The sequence below is a fragment of the Bradyrhizobium sp. CCGUVB23 genome (assembly GCF_024199885.1).
Taxonomy (GTDB): Bacteria; Pseudomonadota; Alphaproteobacteria; order Rhizobiales; family Xanthobacteraceae; genus Bradyrhizobium.
Genome location: NZ_JANADQ010000001.1, coordinates 9,361,364 through 9,381,185 on the forward strand (window position 1 = coordinate 9,361,364; position 19,822 = coordinate 9,381,185).

A 19,822-nucleotide genomic window follows, 5' to 3' on the forward strand; every position below is an offset into this window, starting at 1 on the left:
CGGATCACGGGGGCTTATCATTCGTATACGAACGATGTTGCGCGCGATGCCGGAAGCTGTCAAGCGGCGCCACCGGCAAAACCGTGAGGCTGCCGAATAAAACCTCATCTGCCTGCCCGCCCTGTCCACAAAGCGGGCAACCGCGCTGCAGTGCGGCATGCGGTGCTTGCACGTTTGTGTACAAACGGTATCGTCGGGCTTCGCAATTTGACATGCGCGCGCACCGCGCCGGGACCAGAGATGACGCAGACTATGATCCGCCTCACCGTGAATGGCAGGATCCATGACGTCGCCGCCGCGCCGGAGACGCCGCTGCTTTATGTGCTGCGCAACGACCTCGCGCTCAACGGTCCCAAATATGGCTGCGGCCTCGGCGAATGCGGCACCTGCACTGTCCTGATTGATGGCGCGGCCGCGCGTTCCTGCGTCATTCCGATCGGCGGTTGCGCCGGGCGCGACATCGTGACGCTCGAGGGGCTCGGCACGCGCGAAAATCCCGACCCGGTGCAGCAGGCCTTCATCGACGAGCAGGCCGCGCAATGCGGCTACTGTCTCAACGGTATGATCATGTCCACGAAGGCGCTGCTTGCGATCAACCCTCAGCCCACCGAGCAGGAGGCGATGGCGGCGCTGCGCTACAATCTCTGCCGCTGCGGCACGCATGTCGAAATCCTGCGCGCCGTGATGCGCGCATCTGGCCAGCTCGCCGAGGCCGGTGATTGATGGCCTCCGCTGTTTCGAATGGAACTGAGCGGCGCTCCGGTTCGCTCGTCATCGCCCGCGCGCTCGACGATGGCACGTCCGAGACCTTCGTCCGCATCACCGCGGACGGTTCAGTCAGCGCCTATAACGGCCATGTCGATCTTGGCACCGGCATCCGCACCGCGCTCGGCCAGATCGTCGCCGAAGAGCTCGACGTGTCCTTTGCCCGCGTCGTCGTGGTGCTCGGCGATACGGCCGTCGTGCCGAACCAGGGCGCGACGATTGCGAGCGAGACGATCCAGATCACCGCCGTTCCCCTGCGCAAGGCCGCCGCGCAAGCGCGGCATTTTCTGATCGCGCGCGCCGCCGAGCGGCTGGAGCTGCCGGCTGCGGATCTCAGCATTGAGGATGGGTTGGTTCGCGGCCACAACCGTAGCGTCAGCTTTGGTGAGCTGATCGGCGATGAGATCATCCGTCTCGAGCTCGCCGAGGACGTGCAGGTCAAGCCCGTCGGCGACTACACCATCGTCGGCCAGTCCGTGCCGCGCGTCGACCTGCCAGCGAAAGCGACGGGCGAGCTGACCTTCGTGCACGACATCCGCGTTCCCGGCATGCTGCACGGCCGCGTCGTGCGCCCGCCCTACGCCGGCGTCGACGCCGGGCCGTTCGTCGGCACCAGCCTGATCGCGGTGGACGAGTCCTCGGTGCGCGATATTCCCGGCCTCGTCGGCGTCGTGCGCATCGGCGACTTCGTCGGCGTCGTCGCCGAGCGCGAGGAGAATGCGATTCTGGCCGCAAGCCGGCTCAAGGTGACCTGGAAGCCGACACCCGCCCTGCCCGATCTCGCCGATCTCGAGACTGCGCTACGCGCCAACCCGTCGACGCCACGCACGCTGATCGACAAAGGCGACGTGAGCGCAGCTATCGCCGCCGCCGCCAAGCCGATGCAGCGCACCTACGTCTGGCCCTACCAGATGCACGCTTCGATCGGGCCGTCCTGTGCCGTCGCCGATTTCGGGGACGGGCGCATCCGGGTTTGGTCCGGAACGCAAAACCCGCACATCCTGCGCACCGACCTTGCCTTGCTGATCGAGCGGCCCGAGTCCGAGATCGAGGTGATCCGGCTCGAGGCCGCCGGTTGCTACGGCCGCAACTGCGCCGATGACGTCACCGCAGATGCACTGCTGCTCTCGCGCGCGGTCGGCCGGCCCGTGCGCGTGCAGTTGACGCGGGAGCAGGAACACGCCTGGGAGCCGAAGGGCACTGCGCAGCTCATCGACGTCAATGGCGGGTTGAACGCCGACGGCGGCGTCGCCGGTTACGATCTCGCCACGCGCTATCCTTCGAATGCCGCGCCGACACTTGCGCTGCTTCTCACCGGCCGGATCTCGCCCTCGCCCGACGTGCTCCAGATGGGCGACCGCACCGCCATTCCGCCCTACGATTACGATCACATGCGCGTCGTCGCGCACGACATGCCGCCGATCGTGCGCGCCTCCTGGCTTCGCGGCGTCTCGGCGCTGCCGAACACCTTTGCACATGAGTCCTACATCGACGAGCTTGCGACTGAAGCCGGTGTCGATCCGATCGAGTATCGCCAGCGCTATCTGAAGGACCGGCGCGCGGTCGATCTCGTCAATGCGGTAGCCGAGCGCGCGGGCTGGACACCGCGGCCGGTGCGGCAGGACAAGGACGGCGAGATCGTGCACGGGCGCGGCTTCGCTTACGCGCTCTACGTGCACAGCAAGTTTCCCGGCTATGGCGCGGCGTGGTCGGCATGGATCGCCGACGTCGCCGTCAACAAGGCGACCGGCGATGTCAGCGTCACCCGCATCGTCGCCGGCCAGGATTCCGGACTGATGATCAATCCGGACGGCGTGCGTCACCAGATCCAGGGTAACGTGATCCAGTCGACCAGCCGCGCGCTGATGGAAGAGGTCTCCTTCGAGCGCGGAGCGGTCGCGGCGCGCGAATGGGGCGCCTACCCGATCATCCCCTTCCCCGACGTGCCCAAAATCGACGTGCTGATGCTGCCGCGTCAGGACCAGCCGCCACTCGGCGTCGGCGAATCCGCCTCGGTGCCGAGCGCTGCGGCGATCGCGAATGCGATCTTCGATGCGACCGGCGTACGTTTCCGCGAGCCGCCGTTCACGCCGGAGCGCGTTCTCAGGGGTTTGCGTGGCGACGCGCCGCCTGAGCCTCAGGCGTTACCTGCACCGGCGGCCGCGCCTGCTCGCTCCTGGATAAATCCGTTTGCAAAACGCACCGGCGTCTTCGCGACGATGGCCGCGCTCTGCACGGCCGCGATCGGCATCGGCGCCGCCATGCTGCCGGGCCGCGCTATCGCGCCGATCGCGCGGCCCGATGCGTCCGTCTATTCGGCCGCGACAATCGCGCGCGGCGCAGAGCTCGCCGCGCTTGGCAATTGCGCGGAGTGCCACACCACCATAGGCGGCGCATTGAACGCAGGCGGCCGCGCGCTGGAAACGCCGTTCGGTGCGATCCACAGCACCAATATCACCCCCGACGTCGAGACCGGCATCGGGGCATGGTCCTATTCGGCCTTCGAGCGCGCGATGCGCGAGGGGCTGCATCGCGACGGCCGGCAGCTCTATCCTGCATTCCCCTACACGCATTTTGCGAAGACAAGCGACGCCGACATGCAGGCGCTGTACGCGCACCTGATGGCGCAGTCCGCAGTGAGTGCGACCACACCGAACAACGCGCTCGCCTTCCCGTTCAATCTTCGCCCGCTGCTGGCCGGCTGGAATGCGCTGTTCCATCGAACCACGACGCTCAAGCCGGATCCGACCAAGTCCGAGCTCTGGAATCGCGGCGCCTATCTCGTCGAAGGCCTCGGCCATTGCAGCGCCTGCCATTCGCCGCGCAATGCGCTCGGCGCCGAGCAGCGCAGCTCCTATCTTGCCGGCGGCTTCGCCGAGGGCTGGGAAGCGCCGGCGCTGACATCGCTGTCGCGGGCGCCGGTTCCCTGGAGCGAGGACGAGCTTTACGCCTATCTACGCACCGGCCATTCGCGTTTCCACGGCGTCGCAGCGGGCCCGATGGCGCCGATCGTGCGGGACCTCGCCGCCCTGCCCGATCACGACATCCGCGCGATGGCGGTCTATCTCGGCTCGTTCAACGACACCGCGATCGACCGGCAGGCGCAGGACGCGCTCGCGGCCCAGCTCGAGCGCGCAACGCAAGTCACCGTCGCCCCGTCCACCGGCGCGCGGCTCTATCAGGGCGCCTGCGCCGTCTGTCACGAGGTTGGCGGCTTGCCGCTGTTCGGCAGCAGACCCTCGCTGTCACTCAACAGCAATCTGCACAGCAGCGCGCCGGACAATCTCGTGCAGGTCATCCTGCACGGCATCACCGAGCCCGCATCAAGCGACCTCGGCTACATGCCCGCCTTCAAGAACGGCATGAGCGACGGGCAGATCGAAGAGCTCGTCTCGTTCCTCCGCAAGCAGTTCGCGCCGGACAAGCCGGCGTGGAGCGGCATCAAGGAGACGATCGCACGCGTGCGCAGCGCCGCGCCCTAAAGCATGATCCGGAAAAGTGTGAAGCGGTTTTCCGAAAAGATCATGCACAAACAACAACCTAAGGCGCGATGACGATTCATCCAAATCTCATCGCGCTTTAGGCGTGCTTTTTGACGTCCACCGGCGGCGTGCCGTGGGTGTGGAAGGACTCGATCGTCTTCAGGCCCCAGGCCTGGCCTTTCTTGCGCTCCTCCTCGGTCCACACGATCGGCTTCCAGTCGGGCGCGAGGATGAGGCGCGCGCCGGCATTGGCGACCTCGACGCGGTTGCCGCCGGGCTCATAGACGTAGAGGAAGAAGGTCTGCTGGATCGCGTGCTTGTGCGGGCCGGTCTCGATGTAGACGCCGTTCTCCAGGAAGATGTCGGCGGCGCGCAGAATCTCCTCGCGACTGTCGAGCGCGTAGGTGACGTGGTGGAAGCGGCCGGGCACGCCGGAATGGTCGAGCGAATAGGCGAAATCGTAGCTCTTGTTCGACATCGTCAGCCACATCGCGGCTTCCCGGCCGTCGTTGAGCACGATCTGCTCGGTGAGGCGGCAGCCGAGATAGGTCTCGAAGAACTCGCGGTTGGCCTTGATATCGGCCGCGAGGCAGTTGAGATGGTCGAGGCGGCGCACATTGACGCCGCGCGCGGGAAAGCGCTGCGCCTGGTTCTTCAGCGCGGGCTTCAGCTCGGGCGGAGCCTGATACCATTCGGTCTCGTAATAGAGCTCGACGATATGGCCGTCGGGATCGCGGCAGCGGAAGGTCGGCCCCTGCCCCATATCGCCGTCGATCCAGCCAATATCGAAGCCGGAACCCTTGAGCGCCGCGACGCGCCGCTCCAGCGCCTGCTGGCTGCGCGCGCGCAGCGCCATGTGACCCATGCCCGAGGTGTTCGACGCCGTGAGTTTTAGCGAATAGCGCTCATAGTCATCCCAGCCGCGCAGATAGACCGACTCGCCTTGTCGTCCGCTGACGGTCATGCCCATGACGTCGACGAAGAATTTCAGGCTCTCGTCGGGCTTGGGCGTCAAGAGCTCCATGTGGCCGAGATGGGCGAGATCGAGGATCGGTTCGGGCTGCATCATTTCCTCCATGGCGTGTCGGGCGATCCGCTCTCCACGGATCCCGGAATGTCGACGCGGGCTTGCGGATGCCACGGCGGAACCTGCATGCGCGCGGGGCGGCCTGCCGGCCGCCGGTTCATTTGTACTAATGTACAAATGATTAGGTCTCGTCAACAAATAGAAGCGCCATCTTCCCGCACTGGGCTGCACCGCTCCGCGCCGCTTTCATTTCCCCCGGGTCGAGCGGGCTTTCCGGATGGTAAATCCTTCCTTACGCACCGACCCGCCGACCGGCCCGGAAAGCGGCAATTTCGTACCGATTTTCGCTGGACACATGCACTTTGGTACAAATCTCCCCGCCGAATTGTCGCGGATTTAACAAAGCGGCGGCGCCTCGCATTTAACCGTTTGTGCAGTGACGGCTGCGCATAGTTGCGAACAAATCCTTGTTCTTGCCAGGTTCATCATCGTGACATCCTTTGGACGCGTGATTTCGGTACGAGGATCGCTCGCCCGGGTCGGGCTCTTGGCGGAAAGCCGAATGCCGATTTCGGAAGTGCGCGCCACCGTCGGCCGCTTCGTCAGCATCCGCTGCGCGAGCTCGATCATCGTGGCCATGATCACCGAGGTCTCCTGCGAGAACCTCTCGAACGACAACTACGTTGCCGTCGCCTCCGTCGACCTGCTCGGCGAGATCCTCAATGCCAGCGACAAGGCCAAGTTCCAGCGCGGCGTCACCAACTATCCGACCATCGGCGATGCGGTCGACCTGATCACCAGCCAGGAGCTGCGCACGATCTACGCGCCGACCGGAGCGGACCAGATCAACGTCGGTTTCCTGCAACAGGACCGCTCCGTCGTCGCCTATGTCGACGTCGAGGAGATGCTCTCCAAGCATTTTGCGGTGCTCGGCTCTACCGGCGTCGGCAAATCGACCGGCGTGTCGCTGCTGCTCAACGAGATCCTCAAGGCGCGCCCGAACCTGCGCATCTTCCTGCTCGACGTCCACAACGAATATGGCCGCTGCTTCGGCGACCGTTCGCTGGTGCTCAACCCGCGGAACCTGAAGCTGCCGTTCTGGCTGTTCAATTTCGAGGAGATCGTCGACGTGCTATTTGCGGGCCGCCCTGGCGTGCCCGAAGAGCTCGACATCCTCGCCGAGGTCATTCCGATCGCGAAGGGCGTCTACACCCAGTACCAGAACTCCGACCGCCTCGGCCTCAAGCGCATCGATCCCAAGCAGGTCGGCTTCACCGTCGACACACCGGTGCCGTATCGCCTGGTCGATCTGATCTCCCTGATCGACGAGCGCATGGGCAAGCTGGAAAACCGCTCCTCGCGCATCATCTATCACAAGCTGATCTCGCGCATCGAGGCTGTGCGCAACGATCCGCGCTATACCTTCATGTTCGACAACGCCAATGTCGGCGGCGACACCATGGCGGAGGTGATCAGCCACCTGTTCCGTCTGCCGGCCAATGGCAAGCCGATGACGGTGATGCAGCTCGCTGGTTTCCCGGTCGAGGTGATCGATTCCGTCGTCTCGGTGCTGTGCCGCATGGCCTTCGATTTCGGCCTGTGGAGCGACGGCGTCTCGCCGCTGCTGTTCGTCTGCGAGGAGGCGCATCGCTATGCGTCCGCCGACCGCAACGTCGGTTTCGGACCGACCCGCAAGGCGGTGTCGCGCATCGCCAAGGAAGGCCGCAAATACGGCGTCTATCTCGGCCTCATCACCCAGCGTCCGGCCGAGCTCGACGCCACCATCATCTCCCAGTGCAACACGCTGTTCACGATGCGTCTGGCCAACGACCGCGACCAGGCGCTGCTCCGCGCCGCGGTGTCGGATGCCGCCGCGAACCTGCTCTCGTTCGTGCCTTCGCTCGGCACCCGCGAGGTGCTGGCGTTCGGCGAAGGCGTGGCGCTGCCGACGCGGCTGCGCTTCAAGGAGGTGCCGCCGCATCAATTGCCGCGCGGCGAAGCGACCATCAGCAGCGTTCCGTCGGTCACCGCCGGTCACGACGTGCATTTCGTCGGCGCCGTGCTCGAGCGCTGGCGCGGCGCCACCTCGCAGCGCGACACGCCGAACGATCCGATGTTCTCCGCGCCGTCTGCGAAGACGTCCTCCAGCCTCGATGCCCCGATGCTCCAGCCGTCGATGGGGCTCGACCCCGACCGCTTCTCGCTGTTGAAGAAGCCATTGCGGTAAGGATCGACGACACGGCCACCGCATTTTGCGCTGTCATGCCCCGGCTTGACCGGGGCATCCAGTACGCCGCAGCCTCTCCATATCCCATCGCCGTCTCTGAAATACTGGATCGCCGATCAAGTCGGGCGATGACAGCGAGTATGTGGCACGTTGAGGCGACCGCCCGCATCGACTATGTTTGCCGGCCCCGATCCGGAAAAAACACCAATGACAAAGACAGCCGCCCAACGCTTCCCCGCTCCCGCCCTCGACACGCTGCCCGACGACATCCGCACGCGGCTTCTCGCGGTGCAGGAGAAGAGCGGCTTCGTGCCGAACGTGTTCCTGACGCTGGCCTACCGGCCCGACGAGTTCCGCGCCTTCTTCGCCTACCACGACGCGCTGATGGAGAAAGACTCCGGCCTCACCAAGGCCGAGCGCGAGATGATCGTGGTGGCCACTTCGGCCGCCAACCAGTGCCAGTATTGCGTGATCGCGCACGGTGCGATCCTGCGCATCCGCGCCAAGAACCCGCTGATCGCCGACCAGGTCGCGGTGAACTACCGCAAGGCCGACATCACGCCGCGGCAGAAGGCGATGCTCGATTTCGCGATGAAGGTCTCGGCCGACGCACAGCGGATTTCGGAGGAGGATTTCGCGGCGCTTGCCCCACACGGCTTCAGCGACGACGACATCTGGGATATTGCCGCGATCTCGGCGTTCTTCGCGCTGTCGAACCGGCTCGCGAACTTCACGGGCATGCGGCCGAACGACGAGTTCTACCTGATGGGGCGCCTGCCGAAACAATGATCGCCTCGCTCGACTGGCCGGAGATCGTGCTGCGGCTTGGCACCGCCTCGCTCGCAGGCTGCGCCATCGGCTTGAACCGCGACCTGCACGGCAAGCCGATCGGGCTGAAGACGCTCGGCATCGTCGGCCTGTCGACCGCGACTGTGGTGTTGCTCGCGGTCCAGTTCGCCGAGCCCGGCAAGATCTCGGACGCGACCAGCCGCGTCATCCAGGGCATCCTCACCGGCATCGGCTTTCTTGGCGCCGGCGTGATCGTCCACGAAAGCGAGCATTTTCGGGTTCGCGGCCTCACCAGCGCCGCCTGTACCTTCCTCGCCGCCTGCGTCGGGATTGCCTGCGGCGCCGGAGAGTGGCCGATCGTCGGCACGGCGTTCGTCCTGGCTTTCCTGATCCTCACCGTCGGCAACCGCACCGAGCACTGGCTGCACCGCGCGCTCGGCGGTGAGGCGGAGTCGCATGATGCCGAGACAACGGCGAGGCGAGACGTGCGGGAGCGCTAGTCCCCAGGTCGGGCAGAGCTCTTGCGAAACCCGTCACCCTTCGCACCACGCGGGCAGACCCGCCTTGATTTCTCTACCCCCATGCAGGCAACCGGGGTTCTGGACTCGATTGATCCCGTTTATCCTCACTCGCAGACGTCATCGGTTTGGACCTGCAATCTATGCACTATGTCACGTCTGGTCGCGCCAGGCTCGCAACAGAGATCGTGGGCAGCGGCACTGCCATCGTCTTTCTTCATGCCAACGTGTGCGACCGGCGCATGTGGCGCGACCAGTTGAATGGACTCGGCGCCACTCACAAGGCGGTTGCTTATGACCGGCGTGGGTTCGGCGAAACTCAGGCCGAGTTGGAGGACTTCTCCGCCCTCGCGGACCTCGTGGCCGTGCTGGATGCTACCGCAGACGGCAAGCGCGCAGTCCTTGTTGGCTGCTCCCTCGGCGGGCGCATCGCGCTTGATGCCACGCTTCGACACCCATCGCGTGTTGGCGCCCTCGTTCTGATCGCCCCCAATGTCGCAGGCGCACCTGATCTATCCTCCCGAAGTCGATAAACTGATGACGCAATCAAGGAGGATTGAGGCATCGGGCGATCTGGATCGGTTGAACGCGATGAAGGCGCGTCTCTGGCTGGACGGACCACTGGCCCCCGAAGGCCGCGTAGCCGGTCCCGCTCGCGACCTGCTCCTTGACATGAACGGCATCGCGCTCCGCTCCGCGCCATTCGGCTCGGACATTGACATTCAACCCTTCTTCCACCGCCTCAGTGACGTCGCTGTGCCGACCCTTGTGATCTGGGGCGATCTCGACTTTCCCTACGTTCAGGAACGCTGTCGTCACGTGGCAGCGACAGTACCGGACGCGGAAGGGCGTGAGATGCCGGGTGTCGCGCATCTGCCTAGCCTGGAGCGCCCGGAGGAAATCACAGCCCTCATCGCCGAATTTGCCAACCGATGTATGGGATCAGCCGAGTAGATGGGGTGTCTCGCGCTACGGCACGGTCGAATTTTCGCGTCGATTGCGCGAGGGGCAACAAGCCATGCTGACAAGACGTTGGCAGCAGCGCTCGCTTATGCGTGTCAAGCCGGCTGTTGATGTGAGCGGCCAGGATGAGCGGCTTCTTGGCCAACGAGGATTGAGGCAACCATGACCGACCGTACCGGAGGATGCGCTTGCGGCGCGATCCGATTCAGGATCAATGCGCCGCTGATGGGTGTCGGGATCTGCCACTGCACCGATTGCCAGAAGGCTTCGGGCGGCGGGCCGAACTACGTCGCGCTCGCGCCGAAGACCGGCCTCGAAGTCACGAAGGGCGAGGCAAAAATCTACTCGCGCAAGGGCGACAGCGGCGGCGACGTCGGTCGCGCCTTTTGTCCGGATTGCGGGTCTCCGCTGTGGAGCTTGCCTCCCAATGCGCCGTTCCTGACTGTCAAGCTTGGCGCGCTCGACAGCAATTCAGACCTGACGCCGGCCCTGCATCTCTATACGTCCTCGGCGCCGCCGTGGCATCTGATGCACGAGGGGCTGCCGACGTTCCCTAAGATGCCGCCATCTCCGCCGCCCGGAGCCTGAGCCACCGGCATTGATGTCCGGGCCTACCGCCGCTGCGTTGCCTGCGGCGGCGGCGCGCTACTGCGCTAGTGCTGCTTCGCCATCAACTCGACCGCCGGGGCAAAGCGTTCGGCAAACGTCGCGGCCTTGGCCTCGCGAGCCGCGGCAAGCGAAGCCGAGATGAAACTGTGAAACCCTACTGTGGCGACCGCGAGCAAGGCGGCGGCGAAGACCAGACGGCGCATTCCTCCCTCCTTTGTGGGCTCGAGTGCCCGGAAGGATGGAACGGCTTTGTTTCAGGACCTCTTCGTGCGCCAGGAAAATGATTTCACTCAAGAGACTGTGATGAGGTCCGGCCGGCAAGGACGCTCCGGTAAACAACGGAATACCTTGGTTTAGCGCGCTCATCCCTTCTTATGACCTCCGCATAAGCTCGTACAATTGAGCGATGGGGAGAGATCCTTATGCTCGCCGACTAGTCCAAAGCGACGAATGAACCGCGCGAACTTCACGCTCGAAAGGCGCAACTAACAATAGTCACGTCGTTTTACAGTGGCGCGGGTCACGTTGGGAATTTTGCGCTCGGGATAACGATAGTGAATCGCAAGGCTGCTGCGACAAGCAGCTCTTGCTGGATGCAGGTTCGTCGAGGAACAATCAAATGAACGTCTTCGTTCAGAAGCTTAATGGCCTGTGGCACCTGATCGTCGGGTCGTGCCAGATCCGCACCCCTTTCCTGGAGACTCAGGACAGGGAGCTGGTCGTGACATACGCCCGGCGCGTCTACCCCGGCGCCAAGATCTTCCAGCGCGACTGATGTGAGCGCTGCGCCCTAATCCTCCGACGCCGGTCCGCACCAGCCGGGCAGATAGATCGCGTCCTTGATCTTTGCGGCAGCCATCGCCTTCTCCAGCGCCTTGTCGAAATTGGCATCGACCGCCTTGCGTGACAGCTTGCGGCGCAAATAGTCGGCCCACAGGAATTCGGAGAACGGCGTGGTGTCCTTGGCGAAGCCTCCCATCCGGCGGAGTTCGCCGGCGAGGCTGCGGAACGGATCGTCCTTGAGAGCGGCGACCGATTTCGGCAGGTCCTTGAAATGCCGCCGCTCACCCTTGGCATCGTAAGGGTAGACCCAGCGCTTGTTGTCCATCACGCCCCAGAAGGCGTCGCGCTCGACCATCCTGAGGTCGCCGACGATGGTGACCAGCACGTCCTTGACGCCCTCGTCGTGAAGCGCGCGGGCCAGATGATGATGGTCGATGACGTAGTAGCGCTGGTCCGGCCCGTGAACCACGGGGATCATGTGCTTGCCGAGCGAGTCCGCCTGCTTCTGCTTGTCCTGCTCGCGCCAGCGCTTGCGCTTCTCCTTGACCTCGCGCATGCCGACCGTCATCTGCGTCGGCTTCAGCGACAGGATCGACACCGGGTGCACTCTGGGCTCGCGCGTGTTGGTCATTGTCGAAGACCCCTCAAAGGTTGCAAAGAACGTCCTGAACTCCGTACGATTATGCCATGACGGCCGGGACGGCAAATGCCGCTGCGGCGCGAAGAGATCAAAAGCGGATGCTTAAAATCCCGAATGAACGGACGACCAATGGACGGACCGGCAAGGCACGGATCGTCAGGCTCGGCGGGCGCGAAATCATCGCCGAGGGGTTGACGCTGAATTTCTGGGCCGACATCAGCCATCGCTGCATGACGGCGTCCTGGCCGGTGTTCATCGCGGGCGCAGCGCTGGTCTTTCTCGCCTTCAACGCGTTCTTCGCCTATTTCTACTGGATCGGCGACCTGCCGATCTCGAACGTCCCCGGCGGCGCCTATATCGACTACTTTTACTTCTCCATCGAGACGCTCTCGACCGCGGGCTACGGCGACATGCATCCGCAGAGCCACTACGGCCACTTCGTTGCGACGGTCGAATTGTTCACCGGCATCTTCTCGATGTCGCTGATGACGGGGCTGATCTTCGCCCGCTTCTCGCGGCCGAGCGCGCGGCTGTTGTTCGCCGAGAACCCGGTGATCTCGCTGCACGAGGGCAAGCCGACCCTGATGATCCGCCTTGCCAATGAGCGGCACAACGTCATCGCCAATGCCAATGCGCGGGTCTGGGCCTTCAAGAGCGTGGTGACGAAGGAAGGCCGGCCGCTGCGGCGCTTTTACGAACTCGCGCTCGACCGCAACGAAATCCCCGGCCTTGCCTTGAGCTGGACGCTCTATCACACGCTGGACGAGACGAGCCCGTTGCATGCTTTGTCGGCGGAAGACATGGAAGCCGCGACCGTCGCGCTCATCGTGGTGCTGTCGGGCTACGACGTTGTTGCAGCGCAAACGGTGCATGCCCGCAAATCCTACGAGCATTTCGAGATCAGGTTCGGCCATCGCTATGTCGACATCCTCGATACGCAGGACGATGGACGGCTGCGCATCGACTACGGCAGGTTCCACCAGACACTGGAAACGACAGGCGTAGCATAATTCCGAACGCGACAGATGCACGCTGTGCTTGTGAAGATTTTCTGCAACGCTTCGCAGCCCTGTGCTATCTAAATTTCGCTGCTTTGAAGGCTGATCCGCGACCGATCCTTGGCATGAAAACCCAGCGGCCCATAACCTCGGACGACGAGCACCGGGTGCTCCAGTTCAGGCCGCGCGGCCAGCTCCAGGGCGTTCCCCGGCGGGGGAACGGGACGGTGCAGCCGTTGCACACTCAGCCCGCGCCGGAACCGCTCGACCTCTCGCGTTACGAGCAGCCCCGCGACGAGCCGGACGACTTCCGCCACCGCATGCTCGCCAACATCGCAGCCCTCGCCTTCACCATCGCGCTCACCGCGATCGGTATCTGGCTCGCGGTCAGCATTGCCGACCTGCGCCGGACCCAGGATTGCGTGCTGATGGGCCGTCGCGACTGCGTGAAGATCACGACGCCGCATATCTAGGCAGCCCGGCCCGGAGAGCCCGGATTCGCGGGGCTCCGACCGGCATCCCCAGCCCTGTCCCCGGGCCCTGCCCGGCTCCATTGAACTCAGGGCGGCCGTCCGATATACGGGCACTCGACCCGGCCAGAGGGCGTTTGAGGGCATCACTCGGGGCGCGATGCCCGCCCACCGTGCCTCTCTGGAAAATCTGACAAATACCTGCAATATATCAAAGGCTTAGTGATGTCCTCTACATTCGATCAGGTCGCCACGATCATCGCTGAAACCTGCGACATCCCGCGCGACACGATCACGCCGGATAGTCACGCCATCGACGATCTGGGCATCGACAGCCTCGATTTCCTGGACATCGCGTTTGCGATCGACAAGCAGTTCGGCATCAAGCTGCCGCTGGAGAAGTGGACCCAGGAGGTCAACGACGGCAAGGCGACAACCGAGCAGTATTTCGTGCTGAAGAACCTGTGCGCGCGCATCGACGAGCTGGTGGCGGCCAAGGGCGCGAGCGCCTGATCGCGCAACCATGCAACTCGAATACTTCCACATGATCGATCGCATCGTCGACCTCAACGTCGACGAGAAGCGGATCGTCGTCGAGGCGCTCGTTCCGAAGGAAAGCACCATCTTCGAGGGACACTTTCCGGGCTATCCGCTGATGCCCGGCGTGCTCCTGATCGAATCGATGGCGCAGGCCTCGGGCTGGCTGCAGCTCGGCGTGTTGAAGTTCGAGCGCATGCCGATCCTCGCCGCCGTGAAGGAGGCCAAGGTCCGCGGCTCGGTCTTCCCCGGCGATCTCATGAGCATCGAGGCAACCCTCGCCCATGAGGGCTCGGGCTACGCCATGACCGAGGCCAAGATCCGGGTCGGCGGCAAGCTGCGCGCGAATTCGACGCTCACCTTCACGCAGATTCCCTTCCCCAATGCGGATATGCGCAGCTACATGGATGCGTTCGCCAAGCGCATCGGCTTTCCGCAACAGGCCGTTTCGCCATGACTGACACTCCTGCTTCGAAGCCCGGCCAGACGGAAGTCTGGATCACCGGTATTGGACTCGCCACTTCGCTCGGCGAAGGGCTGGACGCCAACTGGGCCGCGCTCGGCGAGCGGCGCATCAACGTCGACGAGAAGGGGTTTGCCCCTTTCATCGTGCATCCCCTGATGCCGGTCAGTTTCGACAGCCAGATCCCGAAGAAGGGCGACCAGCGCCAGATGGAAGCCTGGCAGCGCATCGGCACCTATGCGGCGGGCCTGGCGCTCGATTCGGCCGGGATCAAAGGCAACAAGGACATCCTCTCCAAGATCGACATGGTGGTCGCGGCCGGCGGCGGCGAGCGCGATCTCAACGTCGATACCGGCGTGCTCACGGCCGAGGCCAAGGGCGCCAATGCGCCCGGCTTCCTCAACGAGCGGCTGATGAGCGATCTGCGGCCGACGCTGTTCCTGGCCCAGCTCTCCAACCTGCTCGCCGGCAACATCGCCATCGTGCACGGTCTCGGCGGCACCTCGCGCACCTTCATGGGTGAAGAGGTAGCGGGCGCGGATGCCACGCGCATCGCGCTGGCACGGATCGCCTCGGGCGAGAGCGACATTGCGCTGGTCGGCGGCTCGCACAATGGCGAGCGCAAGGACCTGATGGTCCTCTACGAGTTCGGCGACTTCAACCTGAAGGACAAGTTCGCTCCGGTGTGGGCGCGCAAGGACCACGCCGGCTTCGCGCTCGGCTCGGCCGGCGCGTTCCTGGTGCTGGAATCGAAGGCCCATGCGGAAGCGCGCGGCGCAAAACCGTTCGCGAAGCTGACGAGCGTGGTGGCTGATCTGGCCAGGCGCAAGCAGCCGGGCGAATTGACCGCGACGCTTCAGAAGCTGTGGTCAGAGCTGCCCAGGCGTGAGGGCAAGGGCGCGATCATTACGGGGGCAACCGGCGCGGAGCCGGCGACCGCCGAGGAGCGCGCCTTCCTCGAGAGCCATGCGGACTTCCCGGTTCGCGCCACCGGTACCATGTTCGGCCACACCATGGAGACGCAGTTCCCGCTCGGGATTGCGCTCGCCGCACTGTCGCTCTCGCGCGGGGCCCTGTTCCCGGCGAACGATTCGACCGGTCTCGAGATTGAAATGCAGTCGGCTCCGACCCAGATTGTGGTGGTGGGAGCCGGACACTGGCGCGGCGAAGGCATGGCGCTGGTGGAAGCGGTCAGCTGAGCCGCGCGTTCGGCTGGTTGTTTGGGACGATTGAGACGAGCGGGGGAATCATGACAGCACCACGCGACAAATTCGGACGGCCCGTCGTAGTCGTCACCGGCATGGGCATCATGACCTCGCTCGGCGCCGGCAAGGCCGACAACTGGTCGAAGCTCGTCGCCGGGCAATCCGGCATCCGCACCATCACGCGCTTTCCGACCGACGGGCTGAAGACGACGATGGCCGGCACGGTCGATTTCGTCAGGGTCGATCCGTTCTCCTCCACCGGCCTCTCCGAACGGATGGCCGAGATGGTCACGGAGGAAGCGCTGGATCAGGCCGGTATCGGCGCCAAGGGCGATTTCCCGGGCCCCCTCTTCCTGGCGGTTGCGCCGGTCGAGGTCGAATGGCCGCAGCGCCGCGAACTCGGCCGCGCCGTCGGCACGTCCGACTTCACCTACGATGATCTCCTGCGCATCTCCGGCGGCGGCAAATACACCGCCTATCATCACCGCTTCATGTTCGGCTCGGTAGCCGCACACCTCGCCGAGACCTTCGGCACCAAGGGCTCGCCGATCTCGCTGTCGACGGCCTGCGCCTCGGGGGCAACCTCGATCCAGCTCGGCGTCGAGGCGATCCGCCGCGGCGAGACAGATGCGGCGCTGTGCGTCGCGACCGACGGCACCGTGAATCCCGAAGCGCTGGTGCGCTTCTCGCTGCTCTCCGCGCTCTCCACGCAGAACGAACCGCCGCAGGCCGCCTCGCGGCCGTTCTCGAAGAATCGCGACGGCTTCGTCATGGCTGAAGGCGCAGGCGCGCTCGTGCTGGAAAGCTACGAGGCTGCGACCGCGCGCGGCGCAAAGATCCTCGGCGTGCTCGCCGGCTGCGGGGAGCTCACCGATTCCTTCCATCGCACTCGCTCCTCCCCCGACGGCAAGCCGATCATCGGCTGCATGAACAAGACGCTGGCCGATGCCGGCATGACGCCGGACCAGATCGACCACATCAACGCCCACGGCACCGCGACGCCCGAAAACGACAAGATGGAGTTCAACACGACCTCGGCCGTGTTCGGCGATCTCGCGCAGAAAATTCCGGTGACCTCCAACAAGTCGATGGTCGGCCACACCATCTCGGCCGCCGGAGCGGTGGAGGCGATCTTCTCGCTGCTGACGCTCGAGCATCAGCGCATTCCGCCGACCATCAACTACGACAATCCGGATCCCACGATCCTGTTCAACGTCGTCGGCAATACCGCGCGCGATGCCCGCGTCACCGCGGTCATGTCGAACTCGTTCGGCTTCGGCGGCCAGAACGCCTCGCTGATCCTGACCCGCGAACCGGCCTGATCGGACGCATGGCGCTGCTTCCTGCGAGCACGAAGGCCCGCGCGCGAGAAGTTGCCAAGTCGATCGGCGGAAGCGTGATCGGCGCGGCTACCGTCGGCATGCTGCGCACCACGCGCTATTTCGATCCGGTCAAGACCTCGGACTTCTTCGCGCGCGTCACCAAGACGATCGGCCCGCGCCTGCGCGAGCACCGCATCGGCCGCGCCAACCTCACCGCGGCATTTCCCGAGAAATCGCCGGAAGAGATAGAAAAGATCCTGATGGGCGTCTGGGACAATCTCGGCCGCGTCGGCGCCGAGTTCGCCCATCTCGATCAGGTCTGGGACTATGACCGCGATCATCCGGAAAAGAGCCGGATCGAGTTGTCGCCGCGCACCGTCGAGTTGTTCGACCACATCAGGGACGACGGCAAGCCGGCGCTGATCTTCGCCTCGCATCTCGCCAACTGGGAATTGCCGGCACTCGCTGCCGTCGCGCATGGGCTCGACACCGCGATCCTCTATCGCCGCCCGAATATCGCGTCCGCCGATCGCATCATCCAGGAGATGCGCCAGGTCAACATGGGCACGCTGATCCCTGCGGGGCGCGACGCGCCGTTCCGGCTTGGCGAAGCGCTCAGGAACGGCCAGCACGTCGCCATGCTGGTCGATCAATATCTGACCGGCGGCGTCGAGGTCACCTTCTTCGGCCGCAAGACCCGCGCCAACCCGATGCTGGCGCGGCTCTTGCGCCAGGTCGAATGCCCCATCCACGGCGTGCGCATCATCCGCCTGCCCGGCTATCGCTTCCGCGCCGAGCTGACCGAGGAGATCCCGCCGGTGCGCGACGCCGAGGGCAAGATCGACGTCCAGGGCACGACGCAGGCGATCACCAACGTGGTGGAAGGCTGGGTGCGCGAATATCCCGAGCAGTGGCTCTGGCTGCATCGGAGATGGCGGTAGTTTGCTCCGTCATTGCGAGCGCAGCGAAGCAATCCAGACTGCCTCCGCGGAAAGATTCTGGATTGCTTCGCTGCGCTCGCAATGACGAGGCTCGTGGCACGCGCCGTCCACACTCTCGCCTGTCATCGCCCGGCTCGACCGGGCGATCCTGTATTCCAGAGACGGTGACGGATACGGAGGGGCCGCGGCGTACTGGATGCCCCGCTTTCGCGGGGCATGACAGCGAGGGTTAGGAAGCGGCTTGCACTCCTGACGCACGCTTTCATCGTGCACGCTTGCGATCGCCCCATCGCCGCAAACTCGCCCTCACCGCTCCGGCAATCCTGCGTCGACCTCGGCCTGAACGACGCGTTCCCAGGCTGCGATATTCACCGGACTTGCGTTCTTCATCGGCGGCGAGACGTTGAGCCTGGTCGTGCCGGGCCGCAAGCGCAGTCCCTCCGCGATCGCCGCCCTCGCCTCCTCGAACCGGCCCGATCTCTGGTAGGCGGCGGCGAGCAGAAAGTGCGAGCGGCCGGTCGCCGGCGTAATGGCGATCGAACGCTGCAGCCACGGCAACGCCTCCTCGTCGCGCCCCATCAAGACATTCGCCAAGCCCGCGCCGAGCAGCCAGGTCCAGCGCGAGGCCGGCGGCGTATCGTAACGATCGGCTTGCTGGAATGTCGCGAGCGCATCGTCGAAGCGGCCGAGATAGATTTGGCCCAATCCGATCAGATAGAGCGCAGAGCCGTTCCACGGATCGAAGCTCAATGCCTTGGCGCAGGTGACGAGACTTTCCACGAAATGGTTGGTCGCGCTGAGGAAGCGGCAATAGGCCTCGAGCACCGGAATCGAATTCGGCTTCGACCGCAATGCCTGCTCGAGCGTCGCGCTGGCCCTGGCCTCGACCGCAACAGCCTCCTCCGGGCTGAGCCAGACCATCTGGATGCCGCGCATCTGGAGCGAAGCAAGCGCCACGGCGAGATCGACATTGTCAGGGTCGTCAGTGAGCGCCTTTTGCAGCATCGCCTGCGCCGCACCGAAACGCTCGCGCGTGGTCTGGTTGATCGACGCCAGCGCCTGCTCGACGGCGACCCTGTCGCCGCCCGCGGACTGTCCGCGGCTCGCGGGCGACGACGCGCTGGGCTCCAGCATGTCGTTGAGGCGGCGCGCAAGCACATGACCGACGCCCGCGGCAAGCCGCGACTGCGCAAGCTGCGCGTCCGCCTCATCCGCGTTGACCGAAGCCGCAACGACCGACTGAACCTCGCCGGTGGCTGTCTTGATCATGCGCGCCCGCAGCGTCCAGGATTGATCGCCATGCTGCAACTCGCCGCGAATTTCGTAATCGGGTGATGCGGCCCGTGCACTGGTGCTTTCGACGCCCGCGAGCGCTGGCGATCGCGGCGCAACCACGCTGATGTTCTGGATCTTCGCAAAGCCGTCCGTGAGGCGGCCGGTAACCTCTTCCGCCATCGCCGGGCCGCGCGGGTCGGTGCTGGCGTCAACGATCGGCATCACGACGATGCGAGGCGGCGTTCTCCGGAACAGGTCCGGCTTCAGCACCGGCGCGGCCACCGCAAGCCCCATGACGATCACGCCGAGCCCGGCCACTGCGGCGACCATGGCCCGCCGGCTGAAACCGAAGATCGAGCGCTGCGACCTCGCCTGCGCCAGGACACCTTCGGCCGGCGCCGCGGGCGCGGCCTCCATGGCCTCGGCGGGCGGAGGCGCCTCGGCCTCCGCCATGACCTCCGGCTCGGCCTCAACCTCCGCCGTCAGCAGATAGCCGCCGCCGGAGGCGAGCTTGATCAGCTGCCGCCGGTCATCGCCGAGCGCGGTGCGAAGCTCGCGGATACATTGGAACAGGCTGTCCTCGCCGACATGGACGTTCGGCCAGACCGCCTCCATCAGTTCCTGCTTGCTGAGCACCCGGCCGCCGCTGGTCGCGAACAGCCGCAGCATCTCGAAGGTTTTCGGCCGGAGCTTGATCGCAACGCCATCCGGCCCCCGCAGCTCCGCGCGCTGCTGATCCAGCCCGAAGCCGGCGAAACGAAGCACGCTATCCCCCAAAGTGTCTCTCCAGCCCGCTCATATAGTGGAA

At 64.9% G+C, this 19,822-nt stretch carries 20 protein-coding genes; 16 read left to right on the forward strand and 4 right to left on the reverse strand.

The annotated features are described in order from the left end of the window. Nucleotides 1-240: 240 nt before the first annotated feature. Nucleotides 241-723: a (2Fe-2S)-binding protein gene (locus tag NLN62_RS44000; RefSeq protein ID WP_027523680.1), complete on the forward strand. Its 483-nt coding sequence runs from the start codon at nt 241-243 to the stop codon at nt 721-723. Then, on the forward strand, nt 723-4,247 hold the full coding sequence (locus NLN62_RS44005) for a molybdopterin cofactor-binding domain-containing protein (protein ID WP_254112887.1): 3,525 nt from the start codon (nt 723-725) through the stop codon (nt 4,245-4,247). The genes NLN62_RS44000 and NLN62_RS44005 overlap by 1 nt, the downstream gene beginning before the upstream one ends. Before the next feature lie 97 nt (nt 4,248-4,344). On the opposite strand, the gene NLN62_RS44010 is transcribed toward NLN62_RS44005, so the two are convergent. Further along, entirely contained in the window at nt 4,345-5,313 is a 969-nt protein-coding gene (locus tag NLN62_RS44010) for a catechol 2,3-dioxygenase (RefSeq protein ID WP_254112889.1), read from the reverse strand. Nucleotides 5,314-5,764: 451 nt separating this feature from the next. Here NLN62_RS44010 and NLN62_RS44015 point away from each other — a divergent pair, with 451 nt between their 5' ends. From NLN62_RS44015 to NLN62_RS44040, 6 genes are all read left to right on the forward strand, one after another. Beyond that, nucleotides 5,765-7,501: an ATP-binding protein gene (locus NLN62_RS44015; protein ID WP_254112890.1), complete on the forward strand. Its 1,737-nt coding sequence runs from the start codon at nt 5,765-5,767 to the stop codon at nt 7,499-7,501. Nucleotides 7,502-7,708: 207 nt separating this feature from the next. Then, nucleotides 7,709-8,290: a peroxidase-related enzyme gene (locus NLN62_RS44020; RefSeq protein WP_254112892.1), complete on the forward strand. Its 582-nt coding sequence runs from the start codon at nt 7,709-7,711 to the stop codon at nt 8,288-8,290. Next, nucleotides 8,290-8,790 (forward strand): MgtC/SapB family protein, encoded by a 501-nt coding sequence (locus NLN62_RS44025; protein WP_254113855.1) that lies wholly within the window; start codon nt 8,290-8,292, stop codon nt 8,788-8,790. The genes NLN62_RS44020 and NLN62_RS44025 overlap by 1 nt, the downstream gene beginning before the upstream one ends. A 161-nt stretch (nt 8,791-8,951) precedes the next feature. Continuing rightward, nucleotides 8,952-9,341, forward strand: coding sequence for an alpha/beta fold hydrolase (locus tag NLN62_RS44030; protein WP_254112894.1), 390 nt, complete (start codon nt 8,952-8,954; stop codon nt 9,339-9,341). Next, on the forward strand, nt 9,301-9,762 hold the full coding sequence (locus NLN62_RS44035) for an alpha/beta fold hydrolase (RefSeq protein ID WP_245288035.1): 462 nt from the start codon (nt 9,301-9,303) through the stop codon (nt 9,760-9,762). Before NLN62_RS44030 ends, NLN62_RS44035 begins: the two co-directional genes overlap by 41 nt. A 171-nt stretch (nt 9,763-9,933) precedes the next feature. Beyond that, entirely contained in the window at nt 9,934-10,359 is a 426-nt protein-coding gene (locus NLN62_RS44040) for a GFA family protein (RefSeq protein ID WP_254112896.1), read from the forward strand. Between the two features lie 65 nt (nt 10,360-10,424). Here the strand turns inward: NLN62_RS44040 and NLN62_RS44045 are convergent, their stop codons facing one another. Next, nucleotides 10,425-10,583 carry a hypothetical protein gene (locus NLN62_RS44045; protein WP_254112898.1) on the reverse strand — a complete coding sequence of 53 codons (159 nt, stop codon included), beginning with the start codon at nt 10,581-10,583 and terminating at the stop codon, nt 10,425-10,427. A 416-nt stretch (nt 10,584-10,999) separates the two neighbouring features. Between NLN62_RS44045 and NLN62_RS44050 the strand changes: the two genes are divergently transcribed. Then, nucleotides 11,000-11,155 carry a hypothetical protein gene (locus tag NLN62_RS44050; protein WP_198031773.1) on the forward strand — a complete coding sequence of 52 codons (156 nt, stop codon included), beginning with the start codon at nt 11,000-11,002 and terminating at the stop codon, nt 11,153-11,155. Between the two features lie 15 nt (nt 11,156-11,170). On the opposite strand, the gene NLN62_RS44055 is transcribed toward NLN62_RS44050, so the two are convergent. Continuing rightward, nucleotides 11,171-11,794: a ParB-like protein gene (locus NLN62_RS44055; RefSeq protein ID WP_027523673.1), complete on the reverse strand. Its 624-nt coding sequence runs from the start codon at nt 11,792-11,794 to the stop codon at nt 11,171-11,173. 107 nt (nt 11,795-11,901) lie between these two features. On the opposite strand from NLN62_RS44055, the gene NLN62_RS44060 reads away from it, so the two are divergent. From NLN62_RS44060 to NLN62_RS44090, 7 genes are all read left to right on the forward strand, one after another. Further along, nucleotides 11,902-12,813, forward strand: coding sequence for an ion channel (locus tag NLN62_RS44060; RefSeq protein ID WP_254112900.1), 912 nt, complete (start codon nt 11,902-11,904; stop codon nt 12,811-12,813). Between the two features lie 113 nt (nt 12,814-12,926). Then, entirely contained in the window at nt 12,927-13,274 is a 348-nt protein-coding gene (locus NLN62_RS44065) for a hypothetical protein (RefSeq protein WP_254112902.1), read from the forward strand. Nucleotides 13,275-13,496: 222 nt separating this feature from the next. Then, nucleotides 13,497-13,784: an acyl carrier protein gene (locus NLN62_RS44070; RefSeq protein WP_007592476.1), complete on the forward strand. Its 288-nt coding sequence runs from the start codon at nt 13,497-13,499 to the stop codon at nt 13,782-13,784. A 10-nt stretch (nt 13,785-13,794) separates the two neighbouring features. Next, nucleotides 13,795-14,265, forward strand: coding sequence for a 3-hydroxyacyl-ACP dehydratase FabZ family protein (locus NLN62_RS44075; protein ID WP_027523670.1), 471 nt, complete (start codon nt 13,795-13,797; stop codon nt 14,263-14,265). After that, entirely contained in the window at nt 14,262-15,470 is a 1,209-nt protein-coding gene (locus tag NLN62_RS44080) for a beta-ketoacyl-ACP synthase (RefSeq protein ID WP_254112903.1), read from the forward strand. The genes NLN62_RS44075 and NLN62_RS44080 overlap by 4 nt, the downstream gene beginning before the upstream one ends. A 50-nt stretch (nt 15,471-15,520) precedes the next feature. Continuing rightward, nucleotides 15,521-16,798, forward strand: a complete 1,278-nt coding sequence (locus NLN62_RS44085) for a beta-ketoacyl-ACP synthase (RefSeq protein ID WP_254112905.1) — start codon at nt 15,521-15,523, stop codon at nt 16,796-16,798. A gap of 8 nt (nt 16,799-16,806) precedes the next feature. Further along, nucleotides 16,807-17,739 (forward strand): lipid A biosynthesis lauroyl acyltransferase, encoded by a 933-nt coding sequence (locus NLN62_RS44090; RefSeq protein WP_027523667.1) that lies wholly within the window; start codon nt 16,807-16,809, stop codon nt 17,737-17,739. Nucleotides 17,740-18,045: 306 nt separating this feature from the next. On the opposite strand, the gene NLN62_RS44095 is transcribed toward NLN62_RS44090, so the two are convergent. Continuing rightward, on the reverse strand, nt 18,046-19,779 hold the full coding sequence (locus NLN62_RS44095) for a winged helix-turn-helix domain-containing protein (protein ID WP_254112907.1): 1,734 nt from the start codon (nt 19,777-19,779) through the stop codon (nt 18,046-18,048). Nucleotides 19,780-19,822 lie beyond the last annotated feature (43 nt).